Annotated in this window: 15 protein-coding genes; 6 read left to right on the top strand and 9 right to left on the bottom strand. The window is 29.3% G+C overall.

The genetic code is table 11. The annotated features are described in order from the left end of the window. Positions 1 to 47 precede the first annotated feature (47 nt). From Q0049_RS12195 to Q0049_RS12180, 4 genes are all read right to left on the bottom strand, one after another. The gene (locus Q0049_RS12195) at positions 48 to 884 is read right to left on the bottom strand and encodes a DUF5777 family beta-barrel protein (RefSeq protein ID WP_298120126.1); all 837 of its coding nucleotides are present in this window, start codon (positions 882 to 884) and stop codon (positions 48 to 50) included. Positions 885 to 989: 105 nt separating this feature from the next. Continuing rightward, the gene (locus Q0049_RS12190) at positions 990 to 1,757 is read right to left on the bottom strand and encodes a T9SS type A sorting domain-containing protein (protein WP_298120123.1); all 768 of its coding nucleotides are present in this window, start codon (positions 1,755 to 1,757) and stop codon (positions 990 to 992) included. Between the two features lie 5 nt (positions 1,758 to 1,762). Continuing rightward, positions 1,763 to 2,278, bottom strand: coding sequence for an ankyrin repeat domain-containing protein (locus Q0049_RS12185; RefSeq protein ID WP_298120121.1), 516 nt, complete (start codon positions 2,276 to 2,278; stop codon positions 1,763 to 1,765). Then, positions 2,275 to 2,664, bottom strand: coding sequence for a hypothetical protein (locus tag Q0049_RS12180; protein WP_298120118.1), 390 nt, complete (start codon positions 2,662 to 2,664; stop codon positions 2,275 to 2,277). The genes Q0049_RS12185 and Q0049_RS12180 overlap by 4 nt, the downstream gene beginning before the upstream one ends. Positions 2,665 to 2,744: 80 nt before the next feature. Here Q0049_RS12180 and Q0049_RS12175 point away from each other — a divergent pair, with 80 nt between their 5' ends. Together Q0049_RS12175 and Q0049_RS12170 are read left to right on the top strand one after the other, a co-directional pair. Continuing rightward, complete coding sequence (locus Q0049_RS12175; protein ID WP_298120116.1) at positions 2,745 to 3,107, top strand: hypothetical protein; 363 nt, start codon at positions 2,745 to 2,747, stop codon at positions 3,105 to 3,107. 29 nt (positions 3,108 to 3,136) lie between these two features. After that, positions 3,137 to 3,676 carry a YceI family protein gene (locus Q0049_RS12170; RefSeq protein ID WP_298120114.1) on the top strand — a complete coding sequence of 180 codons (540 nt, stop codon included), beginning with the start codon at positions 3,137 to 3,139 and terminating at the stop codon, positions 3,674 to 3,676. A 3-nt stretch (positions 3,677 to 3,679) separates the two neighbouring features. Here Q0049_RS12170 and Q0049_RS12165 read toward each other — a convergent pair whose 3' ends face one another. The 5 genes from Q0049_RS12165 to Q0049_RS12145 form a co-directional block, all read right to left on the bottom strand. After that, complete coding sequence (locus Q0049_RS12165) at positions 3,680 to 4,174, bottom strand: GNAT family N-acetyltransferase (protein ID WP_298120112.1); 495 nt, start codon at positions 4,172 to 4,174, stop codon at positions 3,680 to 3,682. A gap of 1 nt (position 4,175) precedes the next feature. Continuing rightward, positions 4,176 to 5,060: a bifunctional 5,10-methylenetetrahydrofolate dehydrogenase/5,10-methenyltetrahydrofolate cyclohydrolase gene (locus Q0049_RS12160; RefSeq protein ID WP_298120110.1), complete on the bottom strand. Its 885-nt coding sequence runs from the start codon at positions 5,058 to 5,060 to the stop codon at positions 4,176 to 4,178. 60 nt (positions 5,061 to 5,120) lie between these two features. Further along, positions 5,121 to 6,458, bottom strand: a complete 1,338-nt coding sequence (ffh, locus tag Q0049_RS12155) for a signal recognition particle protein (RefSeq protein WP_298120109.1) — start codon at positions 6,456 to 6,458, stop codon at positions 5,121 to 5,123. Between the two features lie 131 nt (positions 6,459 to 6,589). After that, entirely contained in the window at positions 6,590 to 7,054 is a 465-nt protein-coding gene (locus Q0049_RS12150; protein WP_298120108.1) for a hypothetical protein, read from the bottom strand. 30 nt (positions 7,055 to 7,084) lie between these two features. After that, on the bottom strand, positions 7,085 to 8,104 hold the full coding sequence (locus Q0049_RS12145) for a hypothetical protein (RefSeq protein WP_298120107.1): 1,020 nt from the start codon (positions 8,102 to 8,104) through the stop codon (positions 7,085 to 7,087). A gap of 111 nt (positions 8,105 to 8,215) precedes the next feature. Between Q0049_RS12145 and Q0049_RS12140 the strand changes: the two genes are divergently transcribed. The 4 genes from Q0049_RS12140 (at position 8,216) to Q0049_RS12125 (ending at position 13,877) form a co-directional block, all read left to right on the top strand. Continuing rightward, positions 8,216 to 8,737 (top strand): sigma-70 family RNA polymerase sigma factor, encoded by a 522-nt coding sequence (locus Q0049_RS12140; protein WP_298120106.1) that lies wholly within the window; start codon positions 8,216 to 8,218, stop codon positions 8,735 to 8,737. A gap of 71 nt (positions 8,738 to 8,808) precedes the next feature. Next, positions 8,809 to 10,377, top strand: a complete 1,569-nt coding sequence (locus Q0049_RS12135; RefSeq protein WP_298120104.1) for a T9SS type A sorting domain-containing protein — start codon at positions 8,809 to 8,811, stop codon at positions 10,375 to 10,377. A gap of 51 nt (positions 10,378 to 10,428) precedes the next feature. Continuing rightward, complete coding sequence (locus Q0049_RS12130; RefSeq protein ID WP_298120103.1) at positions 10,429 to 11,334, top strand: FecR family protein; 906 nt, start codon at positions 10,429 to 10,431, stop codon at positions 11,332 to 11,334. After that, positions 11,331 to 13,877, top strand: a complete 2,547-nt coding sequence (locus Q0049_RS12125) for a TonB-dependent receptor (RefSeq protein ID WP_298120101.1) — start codon at positions 11,331 to 11,333, stop codon at positions 13,875 to 13,877. The genes Q0049_RS12130 and Q0049_RS12125 overlap by 4 nt, the downstream gene beginning before the upstream one ends. The last annotated feature ends 23 nt before the right edge of the window (positions 13,878 to 13,900 follow it).

Genomic DNA, 13,900 nt, shown 5'->3' with positions numbered 1-13,900 from the left:
TTAATGAAATCGGGATTTTTTTTTGAATTATTTTCTTGAACTTTTTTTTAAAAAACTCTCAACAAATTAAAACCAAAAAATACTTGACCTTTAGACCAATCTCCTGTTGTATTTCCTAAGAAACCTGACTCATGAATTCCTTGCGAGCTACTAAAGTGCATTTGAAAAACATGTCCTCCAGTTTCTAAATCAACTCCAACAGAAAGAGGATTTTTATAAGGTGCCGTCGATGCTCTATTCAAATGTGCTGCATAATCAACATTCAAAGACCAACGGTTTGAAAGTTTATATCTTCCACCCATTCCTAATGCAAATTGGCTATTATCTTGATTATCATCAACTACAAAATTTTCGTGAAAAAATGTTGGAGCCAATTGTAATGATAATTTATTATTAAACTTTCTTGAAACCAAAACCTGAGAAACATAAATCATTCGATTGTTAAATTCCAATTTTGGATAAATACTTTCATCTAATAAATTATTGATACCAATACTACTAAATCCAACAATTGAAACAGGAAAACCATCTTTAATTTGAGGTTGTAATGAATATTTAGCAGAAAAATCATAAACAACTTCACTTCTTGCACCACTTACTGTCAACCAATCGTTTACTCCATAAACAAATTTTAATTGAGTAACAGCATTATCAAGTCCGAAAAAACCTTTAAATCCATCCTTTACAGAACCAAATCTGTGCGCAACAATAAAATACAAGTCTCCTTTTGCTGCAAGTTTTGTTGATTCAATATTTACAATTTTTAAACCTTTAAATGCTGATTCCACTTTTTCATTTGTAGCAACAGAATCTATTTCACTCAATAAATCATCTTGTGCAAAAAGAGCAAATGGACATAAAATCAGTAATAAAATCTTCTTCATTTTTTAATTTTTTAATTTTTACACATAAAAAAAGCTATGTCATCATTTCAAATACTTTGACAACATAGCTTTAGTATTTTTCTCAAATATAGTAACTTTCAATAATTAATTTACTACAACTTTTTTCCAAGACTTTTGAGTATCATTTACAATTTCAAGTAAATAAACACCTGTTGATAATCCTGAAATATTAATTTCTACATTATCGTCATTATTTTCAACTTCAACAGTCTTAACAAAAGCACCTGTTTGTGTATATACGTTTACTTTTGAAAAATAGATTTCAGATTTAACTATAAAATCTCCTTTTGAAGGATTTGGATAAACTTGAGCATTATCTAAAGAATATTTTTCAACGCCAAGTGTTGCATTAATTGGTGTATCAATAAATTTATTTCTATTTCCTCCATGGTACTCTAAAGCAAATGAACCCGCAGTTGGTCCATAAGCTGCAGCCATATCAATTGTTGTATTTGCAAAAACAAATGTAAAATCATTAGAATCACCTGTAGAAAAAGCTCTAGTAGCTGTAATTGTTCTTGTTGAACCTGAAACAGTATTTCCTGTAACTGTCCAGTTTTGAGTAGCGTCATTTGTTGGTCCACCACCAGTTTGTGTTGCATCGACAAGTGTTGTACCGTTATAATAAACAACATCATTTGTAACCTGCATTCCTGTAGTAAATGAACCAAATTTACAAGCAAACCATCTATTACTCGGGCCAGATAAAACAATTGTAGCTGTAGATGTAGCACTATTTAAAGTAATGCTAGCTTGCAAACCAGATACAAATGTTAAAGTTCCCGTCGATTTTTGTTGAGCAAATACACCCAAACTCAGTAATGTAAATAATAAAGTAGTTTTTAATTTCATAGCATTTATTTTAAAAGGTTAATTATATTATCGTTTTTAGAAAAAACCGCAAATTCAAATGCCGTTTTTCCTTCGTTATTTATTTTTGTTTTATCAGCTTTATATTTCAAAAGCAATTGTATTATTTCTTCATTTTTAAATTGAACGGCATACATCAAAGCAGTTGTTCCTTTTTCATCGGTTAAATTAGGATTTGCATTATTTGATAATAACAATTCAACTAACTTAGCATTTCCTTTAACTGTTGCCGCCATCAATGCTGTTCCTTCTTGGGAAACATAATCTAAATCGGCTTTGTTTTCGATTAAATAACGTGCTACATCATTATTTGATTTGTAACAAGCTAATATTAATGGTGAAAATCCATATTCATTTTTAGAATTTAATGCACTTGGGCTTTCTTTTAGTATTGATTCCATTTCAAAAACACTACCATTTCTGGCAACTAAAAAAATATCTTTTTGTTGACAAAAACTAAAAAATGAATTTAGAATTACAAATAAAACTATTTTTTTTATCATTCTTTTTCAATTGTACATTGATCCATTTCAAACTCTTCAAGCAAATCATTATAACCAATAAATCTTCCTTTTAGAGTAACTTTATCCTTGACTTTTATTGCTGAAATATCACCTGTCATTTTTGCATTTAAAGATGAATCGATTATTAATTGTTTATTCTCTAAATCCACATTTGTAACTTCTCCGTAAATGACTATAGTTTTATCAAGATATTTTGCATTTGCAACACTATCATTTGAACTAAAATCTTTCTTTAATTGTTCTACTTTTATTGAAAAAGAAGCGGTTTCAGAACTTATATCTCTGTGACTTTGATAAATGTATTTATAACCAAAAAAAGCTAAAACACTAACAATAATAAGAAATATTATAATTTTTTTCTTCATTTGTAAAAATTTTATCCAAAATTAATAATTTTTTTTTAATTTTATGCAATGATATTAATCATGTTTTTAAACAAATCGCTATGAAAATCAGAATTTTACCATTTTTTTTACTTCCAATACTACTTTTAAGTAGTTGTACTAATGATAGTACAGATGATTTAGTTTCATTTGACCCAAATCAAGAAGTTAAATACTCCACTTCAATAAAAAACATTATTGATAACAATTGTTTACAATGCCATGGTTCAACTCCTTCTTTTGGAGCGCCAATGTCTTTAACTACATACGAAGAAGTTAAAGATGCAGTTTTAAATAGAGGTTTAATTGATAGAATTTCTAGAACTGAAGGTTCAACTGGAGCAATGCCTCTTGGTGCACAAAGATTACCACAAGTAACAATAGATTTAATTAGTCAATGGGAAGATGAAGGTTTGGCAGAATAATTGCTGTAAATAAATTTAAAAAAAATACTATGAAAAAAATATTTCTATTTCTAGCAATTATTGTTAGCTCAACATTATTTGCACAAGATAAAATTGTGACTAAAAATGGCTCATTATCTTTTGAAGCTTCTGTTCCTTCTTTTGAGGAAGTAAAAGCTAAAAATGATGGTGTAACTTTTATAATCAATACTAAAACAGGTGAAATTGCTTCCTTAGCTTTAGTTAAAGGATTCCGATTTAAAGTAGCTTTGATGGAAGAACATTTTAATGAAAACTACGTTGAAAGCGATAAGTTTCCTAAATCAACTTTTAAAGGTAAAATTGAAAATTTTGATTTTTCAAAACTAACTACTGAAGGAAAAACCTATACCATTAAAGGAACTATAGAACTTCACGGAAAATCTAAAGAAATTACTATTACTGCAACTCTAAAAAAAGTAGCAAATGGTGTTGATTTGAATTCTAGTTTTTATGTAAACACAGATGATTTTGATATAAAAATTCCAAGTGTTGTTAGTAAAAAAGTTTCTAAAAAGGTGAATGTAAAAATTGATGCTACTTTGAAATAAAATTTATTTCAACTGAAATTCCATTACATAATCATCCATTATATAATCATTTCCAATATCGATTTTGACTTCTTTAGTGATTTCAAATCCATATTTTTCATAAAAATCTTTCGCTTTATTAAATCTATTTACGTTTAATACAAGCGAAAGATTTTTATTTTCAACAGCTATTTCCTTAATAAAATCTATTAGTTTTTTGCCAATTCCTTTTCCTTGAATTTGAGGCAAAACATACAGTTTTTGAATCTTTGCTTTGTTAGAATTTTCATAATTCAATTCATAAGAAGCAAATCCGACATACTGATTTCCATCTTCAACAAGCAAAAAAGTATGACCATTATCGATTTGTTTTTCTAAAGAATCAATACTGTAAATTAAATTAAGCATATACTCCAATTGCTCATTGGAAAGAATTTCTCCATAGGCATTTGGCCAAATTTGATATGCCAAATCTCTAATAATTGACAATTGATTTTTTGAAACTACAGAAATTGTCATGCTATTTCTTCATTAGTTTTTGTTCTCTTGCTAACAAAGTGTTTTTTAATAACATTGCAATTGTCATTGGACCAACGCCACCAGGAACAGGTGTAATATAAGATGCTTTTTTCGATACATTTTCAAAATCTACATCGCCAACAATTTTATATCCTTTTTCAGAAGCTTCATCTGCTACTCTTGTAATTCCTACATCGATAATTACAACATCATCTTTTACCATTTCCGCTTTTAGATAATTTGGAACACCAAGTGCGGTGATGATAATATCAGCTTGTGAGGTAATTTGATTAATGTTTTTAGTATGACTATGTGTTAAAGTAACCGTTGAATTTCCGGGAAAATGATTTCTTCCCATCAAAATACTCATTGGTCGACCAACAATGTGACTTCTTCCAATGATTACAGTGTGTTTTCCATCTGTTGGAACATTATATCGTTCTAAAATTTCAAGAATTCCAAAAGGTGTTGCAGGAATGAACGTACTCATATCTAAAGCCATTTTTCCAAAATTTTCTGGGTGAAAACCATCAACGTCTTTACTTGGATCTATAGCATTTATGACATTTTGTGTATCGATTTGTTTTGGTAAAGGAAGTTGTACAATAAACCCATCAATGTCATCATTTTGATTTAGTTCTTTAATTTTTTTTAGCAACTCTGTTTCCGATGTTGTACTTGGCATTTTTACTAATGTAGATTCAAAACCTACTCTTTCACAAGCTTTTACTTTACTTCCAACATAAGTTAAACTTGCTCCATCATTTCCAACAATTATTGCTGCTAAATGAGGAACTTTTTCACCATTGTCTCTCATTTTTTGAACCTCAACAGCGATTTCATTTTTAATATCTTCTGAAACTTTTTTTCCGTCTAAAATTGTCATTTTGTAGTTATTTGTTGTGTTGTGTATTTAAAAAAAGACGCGAAAAATCGCGTCTTTATATTATTTCATTCCTTTCATTCCACCCATTGCTCGCATCAAGTTTTTTCCGCCTGGACCTTGCATCATTTTCATCATTTTGCTCATTTGGTCAAACTGCTTTAGCAATTGATTTACTTGCTCAATTTTTGTTCCTGAACCTTTTGCAATTCTAGTTTTGCGTTTCATATCTAGAACTGAAGGTTTGCTTCTTTCAATTGGAGTCATGGAGTGAATTATTGCTTCAATATGTTTAAATGCATCATCTTCAATTTCAACATCTTTCATTGCTTTTCCAGCTCCAGGTATCATTCCAACTAAATCTTTCATGCTACCCATTTTTTTGATTTGTTGAATTTGAGTCAAGAAATCATCAAAACCGAACTCATTTTTAGCAATTTTCTTTTGTAACTTTCTTGCTTCTTCTTCATTATACTGCTCTTGAGCTCTTTCAACAAGTGAAACTACGTCACCCATACCAAGAATTCTATCAGCCATACGACTTGGATAGAAAACATCAATAGCATCCATTTTTTCACCTGTACCAATAAATTTAATTGGTTTGTCCACTACAGATTTAATAGATATTGCAGCTCCACCACGAGTATCACCATCTAATTTTGTTAGAATAACTCCATCAAAATTTAATCTATCGTTGAATGCTTTTGCCGTATTTACAGCATCTTGACCTGTCATAGCATCTACAACAAACAACGTTTCTTGAGGTTGAATTGCTTTATGAACATTCGCAATTTCTGTCATCATTTCTTCATCAACAGCTAAACGACCAGCAGTATCGACAATAACGACATTAAAACCATTTGCTTTTGCATAAGCAATTGCTTTTAAAGATATGTCAACAGGATTTTTATTTTCAGGTTCTGAGTAAACCTCAACTCCAACTTGTTCACCTACAACATGTAATTGATTGATTGCCGCTGGACGATAAATATCACAAGCAACTAAAAGTGGTTTTTTGTTCTTTTTAGTTTTTAGATAATTGGCAAGTTTTCCAGAAAATGTAGTTTTTCCTGAACCTTGTAAACCCGACATTAATATAACTGTTGGATTTCCTGAAAGATTAATTCCTGCAGCATCGCCACCCATTAATTCAGTCAATTCATCCTTAACTAATTTCACCAAAAGTTGTCCTGGTTCTAAAGTGGTTAATACGTTTTGACCAATTGCTTTTTCCTTTACTGTTGTAGTAAAATCTTTAGCAATTTTAAAGTTTACATCGGCATCAAGTAAAGCACGTCGAACTTCTTTAAGAGTTTCGGCAACGTTTACTTCTGTGATTTTTCCGTGTCCTTTTAGGATATGAAATGCTTTATCTAATTTTTCGCTTAAATTATTGAACATAATTATTGGAGTTTTCTAAAAATGAAGTGCAAATTTAAGCATTTGAAATTGAAGTATGAAAGTATTAAAAGAAAAAAACCATCCTAAATAAATAGAATGGCTTTCTAGCATATAGTAAAGTAAAGTAGGTACTAATTTTTCTCGAAAGTTAAATAATCTGTTCCTCCATTTCCACCGCTAACATCAATTAACTCAATTTTTGTAGCAGTTCTTGAAAGAATATCCCAATCGTCAGACAAATCAGCAAAATTTGCTGGTGAACTAAAAAGAATATTGAAATCTAAATCTCCACTAGGGTTATCGTCATCACTACTATCATCACTTATTACTGACCATGAACCTGTGTATGAATTTGTTCCATTAGTAGCAGTTAAAACATTTGAACCATTAAAAGTGAAATTATATCCAGTAAAATGGTTCGTTTCATCAGTATCTGTATCAAAATAATAAGTCACTCGCCATGTTCCTGAAGTTACTGTATTTATAACAGGTGTTGCATCTACAGATGATGAATTATTATCGTCGCCACTGCATGTTGAAGCCATATTCAACATAAAAATTAAAGATAAGATTGGAAGTAAGGTTAACTTTTTCATGATTTTAAATTTATTGATTAGTAATTATTATTAGTTTTTTGTAAAATATAGATATTCTGTATCGCCGCCACCGCCACTTGTATGTTTCAATCGTAATTGAGTTTCTGTAAATTCAACGATTTTCCAATCTTCTTCTAAATCTCCTAAATCAGAGTCGTCAAAATCTAATTCTAACCAATCTTGTCCTCCATCAATGTATTTTGTCCACATGCCATTAGAATAAGTACCGCTTTTTTCAACTTCAATGTTTCCGCCTACAAAAAAGGTAAAATTATATCCGTTATAATTTACAGTCTCATCATCATCGCCTTCAAAATAATACGAAACATACCATGTTCCAGTTAAATTTATAGGTGTACTAACCCCTGAATCATCATCACAATCATCAATTGAATCTTCTATAAAATCTTCTAATTGATTGTTATTAGTTATTATAACTGTTTCACCATTTGAATCTATCATTGAAATTGGATAATTTATTGCTACATATTCGTTATCTTCAAGGTTTTCAAGAAAATTATGTAACATTGTATTACTTGTAATTGTCAATGTATTAGCCAATTCATTATTAGGATCATATACATTTATTAATATTGGATAAACTACAGAAACACAGTCAATTTCGTCAAAACCATCATCTTCACCACACGCATCTAAAACATCATCTAAATCATCAGAATCATTCAAAACTTGAGTAGTAAAATCTTGATATTGAATTGTAATTGGATAATTAAAGTTTACAATATCATCATCTGTTGTAAAAGCATCTATTGCATCTTGAACTAATTGATAATCTGTTTCAGAATTTACCGTGATAGAATTTCCGTTCAAAACTATGGTTACAGGCAATTGAACTCTAAAGCAACTTGAACTATCAAGAACATTATCAATTGAAGTTGGATTTTGAGAAACACGAATAATCAAATCTGTTAAAGGTGTTCTATTTGCAATATTTTGAGTAGTATCTTCAATGACAACTTCTTCCTCTTCTTGACAAGAAATTGTTACTAATGAAATTAGAACGATAAAAAAGTAATTTACTATTTTCATAATTAACTTTTAATTTTTGGTTATTGTGAGAGTAAAACAATTAATTATCTTTTTACCCTACTCAGAAATAAAAAAAATAATACTTTTACAAAAAAAATAATTTATTTTTTCATGGCAAATCATTTAATATCAGAAACTTGTAAAGAAAATTTATTTTCAGAATTTTTCAACAATCATGCGAAAAACCTACGTAATTTTCTGTTATTCAAATTTGGAAATCAAGACCACGCCGAAGATATCACACAGGAAGCCTTTATAAAGCTATGGCAAAATTGTAAAGATGTACCGTTAGAAAAAGCTAAATCTTATATTTACACAATTGCCAACAATTCTTCTTTAAATATCATCTCACACGAGAAAGTAAAACTAAACTATCAAAAAAATAATTCTCACATAGATAGATCAAATGAAAATCCTGAATTTCTATTAGAAGAGAAACAATTTAAAGACAAACTGCTTGTTGCCATTGAAAATTTGAATGAAACTCAACGAGTTGCTTTTTTAATGAACCGAATTGATGGAAAAAAATATTATGAAATTGCCGAAGAACTAAATATTAGTGTTAAAGCAGTTGAAAAAAGAATTCATTTAGCTTTAGTTGAATTAAGAAAAGAATTTAAAGGTTTTAAGTAGGGTAAAAATTACTTAGTTTGTTATAAGGTAATTAAACAGAAAATATTACTTATAATTTAACGTTTTGAATTATGAAAAAATTACTACTTATCTTCATATTATCGGTTTTAAATAGCGAGATAATTGCTGCTCAATATACTTTTGATTGGATGCATGATGCTTCTGAATACAATAAAACTGCCATAATGATGGCTACAGATAATTCAAATAATGTTATTGTAACCGGACATTGGATGCATAGTGATATTTACACAAGAAAATATGCTTCAAACGGAACTTTTCTTTGGGAAGTTTCAAATAGTTCAGGAATTGCAAGTAATTATCAAAAACCTATTTGGAGCAATTGTGATTCAAGTGGAAATATTTATGTTGTTGGAAAAAGATACACAATTAGTTCAAGTTCAGAATATGCCGATGCAATTGTAGCACTAAAATACAGTCCATCAGGAACATTATTATGGAAAAGAAATCTTCCCGTAACACCATCAACTGTAGGAACATCGCCTAGTTTTACTCTAAGAAGTGAAGTTGATACTGATGGAAATTTGTATATCGGAACATCACAATTGACACCTTCAGGTTTAACATTAATAAAATTAAGTCCTACAGGAAGTACTTTGTTTCAAACAAGTAATAACTCAAATAGCGGTTATGGTTTTGGAACAATGCGTTTGAAAAATGGCAAAATTTATATGACTGGTTCAAGTGACACAGTTCATGGAACACCTTTAGTAGTATGGGATACATTGGGTAATCTAATTTTTTCTGCTGGTTTTGTTCATGTAAACAATATAAATCCTAGTTTCTTAACGGGTTTTGGAGAAGACTTAGAAGTTGATGACACAGGAAACATTTACATTTTAGGCAGAACGAATCACTCGACATCTGTTGCTACAAATAATATTGATATATTGGTTCAAAAAGTGAGTCCAACTGGAACTTTACTTTGGCAACAAAATTATGATTTTGATGGAAATGATTATCCTAGAAGATTCGCTCTTGGTGGAAACAGACTAAGTATTATTTCTTATTCTTATGGTTTTGAACCTAATTGGAGAACACAACAAATTGATACTGATGGTGTTCAATTGTGGAATACTGTTTATAACGCAGTAAGTAGTGTTGATGAAATTCCGTTTTATGTAACTACTAATTCCTTAGGCGAACCAATCGTTATTGGAAAAGGCGGACCAACTGCAAGTGCTACAATGGCAACCGTTCAAATGGTTATATTGAAATATAATAATTCAGGAGTTCAACAATGGATAAGCACACCAAATATTTATGGCGGAAGTGGTGTATATTGTAAAATTGCCAATGATGACAGTCTTTTTGCAATAAGCGAACACAATATGAGTGTTTATCATTATAATTTAACAACTTTATCAAATCAAGAAGAAGTTTCACAGAAAACCCAAATTGTTCCAAATCCATTTTTAGACAAAATCACCTTTCAAATAGATGAAAATGAAGCTAATACTAAGGCCTCAATTTATGATATTTCAGGAAAACTATTATTAGAAAAAAATATAAGTTCATCAAATAACGAATTAGATTTATCAAACTTAAGTAGTGGAATTTATTTTTGTAAATTGAATTCAAATGGAAATCAAAAAACGATAAAGCTGATAAAAAAATAAGTACATTGTTTATCATAAAATTATTTAATACTTTCGAATAGAAGAAAAACTATGGAAGAAAATTACAAATTAGCGAAATGGCTTAGTGGAGAAATGACCGATGCTGAATTGAAAGAATTTCAAGCTGAAGCAGATTATCAATTATATGAAAAGATAAAAAATTATTCATCACAATTAGAAACTCCTAATTTTGATGGTGAAAAAGTATTATCAAATGTAATTGCGGCTAAAAATAAAACTCCAAAAGTAATTGACCTGAAACCAAATTGGTTTTTAAGAATTGCTGCTGTGTTAGTTATTGGTTTAGGATTACTATTTACTTTTAATACCTTTTCAAGTTCCAATGAAGTGGCTTTAAACGGAAAACAAACCACATTTTTATTGCCTGACAATTCTGAAGTTACCTTGAATTCGGGTTCAGAAATTGAGTATAAAAAATGGAATTGGGATGAAAACAGAAATCTAAATTTAGATGGTGAAGCGTATTTTAAAGTTGCCAAAGGGAAAAAATTCGAAGTCAATACAACTCTTGGAAAAGTTGCCGTTCTTGGAACACAATTTAATGTAAAAGCAAGAAATAATCGTTTTGATGTTACTTGTTTTGAAGGAAGAGTAAAAGTTAATTATAAAAATCAAGAAGTCGTTTTAACTAAAGGAAAGACAGTTTCTTTTGAAAATGATGTGAAAATTATTGAGCAAACTGTTTCAGATTCAAAACCGCTTTGGACATCAAATGAAATGCTTTTTGAAAAAGAAAAATTGGTTAATGTTTTAGAAGAAATTCAAAGACAATATGACATTACAATTGATGCAACAAAAGTAAACTCAGAACAATTATTTTCGGGAAAAATACCTTCTAATAATATTGATGTTGCATTGCAATCCTTGACATCAATCTATCACTTAAAATATTCAAAATCAACAAATTCAAAATATGTTATTGAAGAAATAAAGTGAAAATAAATAAAATAATTTCATGTTTGTTTGTGTGTTTTGTCTTTGCTTTGAGTTTGCACGCTCAAGACAAAGACAAAGCCGTTTTATTGAAAACTGTTTTTGAAAATATTGCTAAAAAAGATAATGTAACCTTGAATTACATTGAAGATGAAATTGCCATTTTCAAAATTATTCCACCCAAAAATAATCTTTCTTTAAAAAAGAAATTAGAATACATTTCAGAAAAAACGCAACTGCAATTCAAATTCATTTCAAACAATTATATTTCCGTTGTAAACAATCAAAAATTAGACAAACCTTTATGCGGATTTTTATTTGATGAAATTACAAATCAACCTGTTGAATTTGCAAATATCAAAATCATTGAAACAAATTATACGACTTCTTCCAATGAGAAAGGTTATTTTGAAATCACAATAAAATCGCCAAATACAATTGAAATTTCACACGTAAATTTTCAAAAATTACAACTTCAACCCGAAGAACTTTACACAGAAAATTGTCCAAAAATAGTTTTAAAACCTTCCTTAAATGAAATTGAAGAAGTTGTTGCACAAACCTATTTAACAAAAGGTATTTCTAAAAAAACGGATGGCACTTTTGAAATAAAACCAAAACGTTTTGGATTGCTTCCTGGCTTGACTGAACCTGATGTTTTTGAAACTTTAAAACAAATTCCTGGAGTTGCAAGTACAGACGAAACCGTTTCAAATCTAAATGTTCGTGGCGGAACGCATGATCAAAATTTATTCCTTTGGAATGGTATTCGATTGTTTCAAACGGGACATTTTTTTGGGTTAATTTCTGCTTTAAATCCAAATTTAGCTCAAAATATTAAAATCACTAAAAACGGAAGTTCACCTTTTTACGGCGAAAGTGTTTCCAGTGTAATTGATATTTCTACACATTCTACAAATGTTGAAAATAGTAATGCTTCCATTGGTTTAAACATGATAAATGTTGATGCTTACGCCAAAATTAAAACTTCAAAATCCTCCAATTTAGAAATCAGTGGACGTCGCTCTTACACTGATTTAATTGACACACCAACCTATAAAAATTATTACAATAGAATTTTTCAAAATACTGCTGTAACTAATTTGACTAACAATGAAATGATTAATTATTCAAATGATGAAAAATTTTATTTTTATGATTTCACAGTTCAATTTAGACAAAAAATTGGAAAAAAAATAGATTTATCCATTGATGGAATTTCTATAGACAACTCACTTGATCTAAAAGAGAGTAAAGTTGAAAACGCTACCACAATTTCAAAATACAGTTGCCTTGAACAAAAAACTCTTGGTGGAAATATAACTTTAAAAATCAATTGGAATAAAAATTTTCAAACTGAAATGAATGGCTATGGTTCGTTTTATAAAATCACATCTGAAAACGAAAACATTGAAAGCAATCAAATTTTCAATCAAGAAAACTCCATTCTAGACACAGGTTTCCGATTAAAAAACGTGCATCAATTATCAAAAACTTTGAGATTCAATAATGGTTATCAGTTTAATGAAATTGGAATTAGAAACCTAGATGAAATTAATTCACCTGTTTTTTTCAGGAAAATTAAAAATGTTTTATTGATTCATGCTACCATTGCCGAGTTACAATATACTTCCAAAAACAATAAACTAAAAACCAATATTGGAATTAGACAAAACTACATTCAAGATTTTAAAGAATTTATTTTTGAACCACGTTTACAGTTCAATTTTGCCTTTAACAAATCATTTCAAACCGAAATTTTAGCCGAAAGAAAAAGTCAAGTTACCTCACAAGTAGTTGATTTGCAACAAGATTTTCTTGGCATAGAAAAACGTCGTTGGATTTTAGCTAACAATGAATCCATTCCAATTATTAAAAACAATCAAATTTCAGTTGGATTTACTTTCAAGAAAAATAATTGGTTACTGACTTTAGATAATTTTTATAAATCGGTTAACGGAATTACAAGCAGAAGTCAAGGTTTTCAAAATCAGTTAGAGTTTATCAGAATAAATGGAAACTACACCATTATTGGTTCGGAATTTTTAGTACAAAAACAAGTTAAAAACTTTACAACTTGGTTGACTTATTCCTACACTGATAACAACTATGAGTTTAAAAGTTTTTCAAACAATGCTTTTCCAAATAATTTTGAAATCAATCACAATATAGGAATGGCTGTGATTTATGATTATAAAAAACTAAAATTAGCACTTGGTTCAAGATGGTTTACAGGAAAACCAAATACGATTCCGTCAAGTCCAACACCAGTTATAAATGCTGAAAACGAGCAAGAAATTGCTTATCAATTTCCTAATTCAACTCATTTAGAAAATTACTTTCAATTGAATTTCTCAGCAAGTAAAGGATTTAAAATTTCTAAAAACTCAGAAGTCGTAAGTGGTTTTTCTATTCAGAACATCTTAGATTCAAAGAATGTAATTAATCAAAATTATAGAATCAATCAGAACACGAATTCTATTGAACAAATAAATACTTATTCTTTAGAACGAACTTTAAACGCTTTTTTGAGGTATAGTTTTTAAAAGAAAAAAGGTTAGAATTTCCT

It is taken from the genome of Flavobacterium sp., from assembly GCF_027484205.1.
In the GTDB taxonomy this organism is placed as follows: domain Bacteria; phylum Bacteroidota; class Bacteroidia; order Flavobacteriales; family Flavobacteriaceae; genus Flavobacterium.
The sequence above is the reverse complement of the archived record's forward strand: the minus strand, read 5'-3'. Positions and strand labels throughout refer to the sequence as shown.

Excerpts from the sequence above, each read along its gene's own strand:
- ffh (WP_298120109.1), bottom strand. The coding sequence starts at position 6,458 with ATGTTCAATAATTTAAGCGAAAAATTAGATAAAGCATTTCATATCCTA.
- Q0049_RS12160 (WP_298120110.1), bottom strand. The coding sequence starts at position 5,060 with ATGACAATTTTAGACGGAAAAAAAGTTTCAGAAGATATTAAAAATGAA.
- Q0049_RS12140 (WP_298120106.1), top strand. The coding sequence starts at position 8,216 with ATGGCAAATCATTTAATATCAGAAACTTGTAAAGAAAATTTATTTTCA.
- Q0049_RS12135 (WP_298120104.1), top strand. The coding sequence starts at position 8,809 with ATGAAAAAATTACTACTTATCTTCATATTATCGGTTTTAAATAGCGAG.
- Q0049_RS12185 (WP_298120121.1), bottom strand. The coding sequence starts at position 2,278 with ATGATAAAAAAAATAGTTTTATTTGTAATTCTAAATTCATTTTTTAGT.
- Q0049_RS12175 (WP_298120116.1), top strand. The coding sequence starts at position 2,745 with ATGAAAATCAGAATTTTACCATTTTTTTTACTTCCAATACTACTTTTA.
- Q0049_RS12150 (WP_298120108.1), bottom strand. The coding sequence starts at position 7,054 with ATGAAAAAGTTAACCTTACTTCCAATCTTATCTTTAATTTTTATGTTG.
- Q0049_RS12145 (WP_298120107.1), bottom strand. The coding sequence starts at position 8,104 with ATGAAAATAGTAAATTACTTTTTTATCGTTCTAATTTCATTAGTAACA.
- Q0049_RS12195 (WP_298120126.1), bottom strand. The coding sequence starts at position 884 with ATGAAGAAGATTTTATTACTGATTTTATGTCCATTTGCTCTTTTTGCA.
- Q0049_RS12165 (WP_298120112.1), bottom strand. The coding sequence starts at position 4,174 with ATGACAATTTCTGTAGTTTCAAAAAATCAATTGTCAATTATTAGAGAT.
- Q0049_RS12180 (WP_298120118.1), bottom strand. The coding sequence starts at position 2,664 with ATGAAGAAAAAAATTATAATATTTCTTATTATTGTTAGTGTTTTAGCT.
- Q0049_RS12190 (WP_298120123.1), bottom strand. The coding sequence starts at position 1,757 with ATGAAATTAAAAACTACTTTATTATTTACATTACTGAGTTTGGGTGTA.
- Q0049_RS12170 (WP_298120114.1), top strand. The coding sequence starts at position 3,137 with ATGAAAAAAATATTTCTATTTCTAGCAATTATTGTTAGCTCAACATTA.
- Q0049_RS12130 (WP_298120103.1), top strand. The coding sequence starts at position 10,429 with ATGGAAGAAAATTACAAATTAGCGAAATGGCTTAGTGGAGAAATGACC.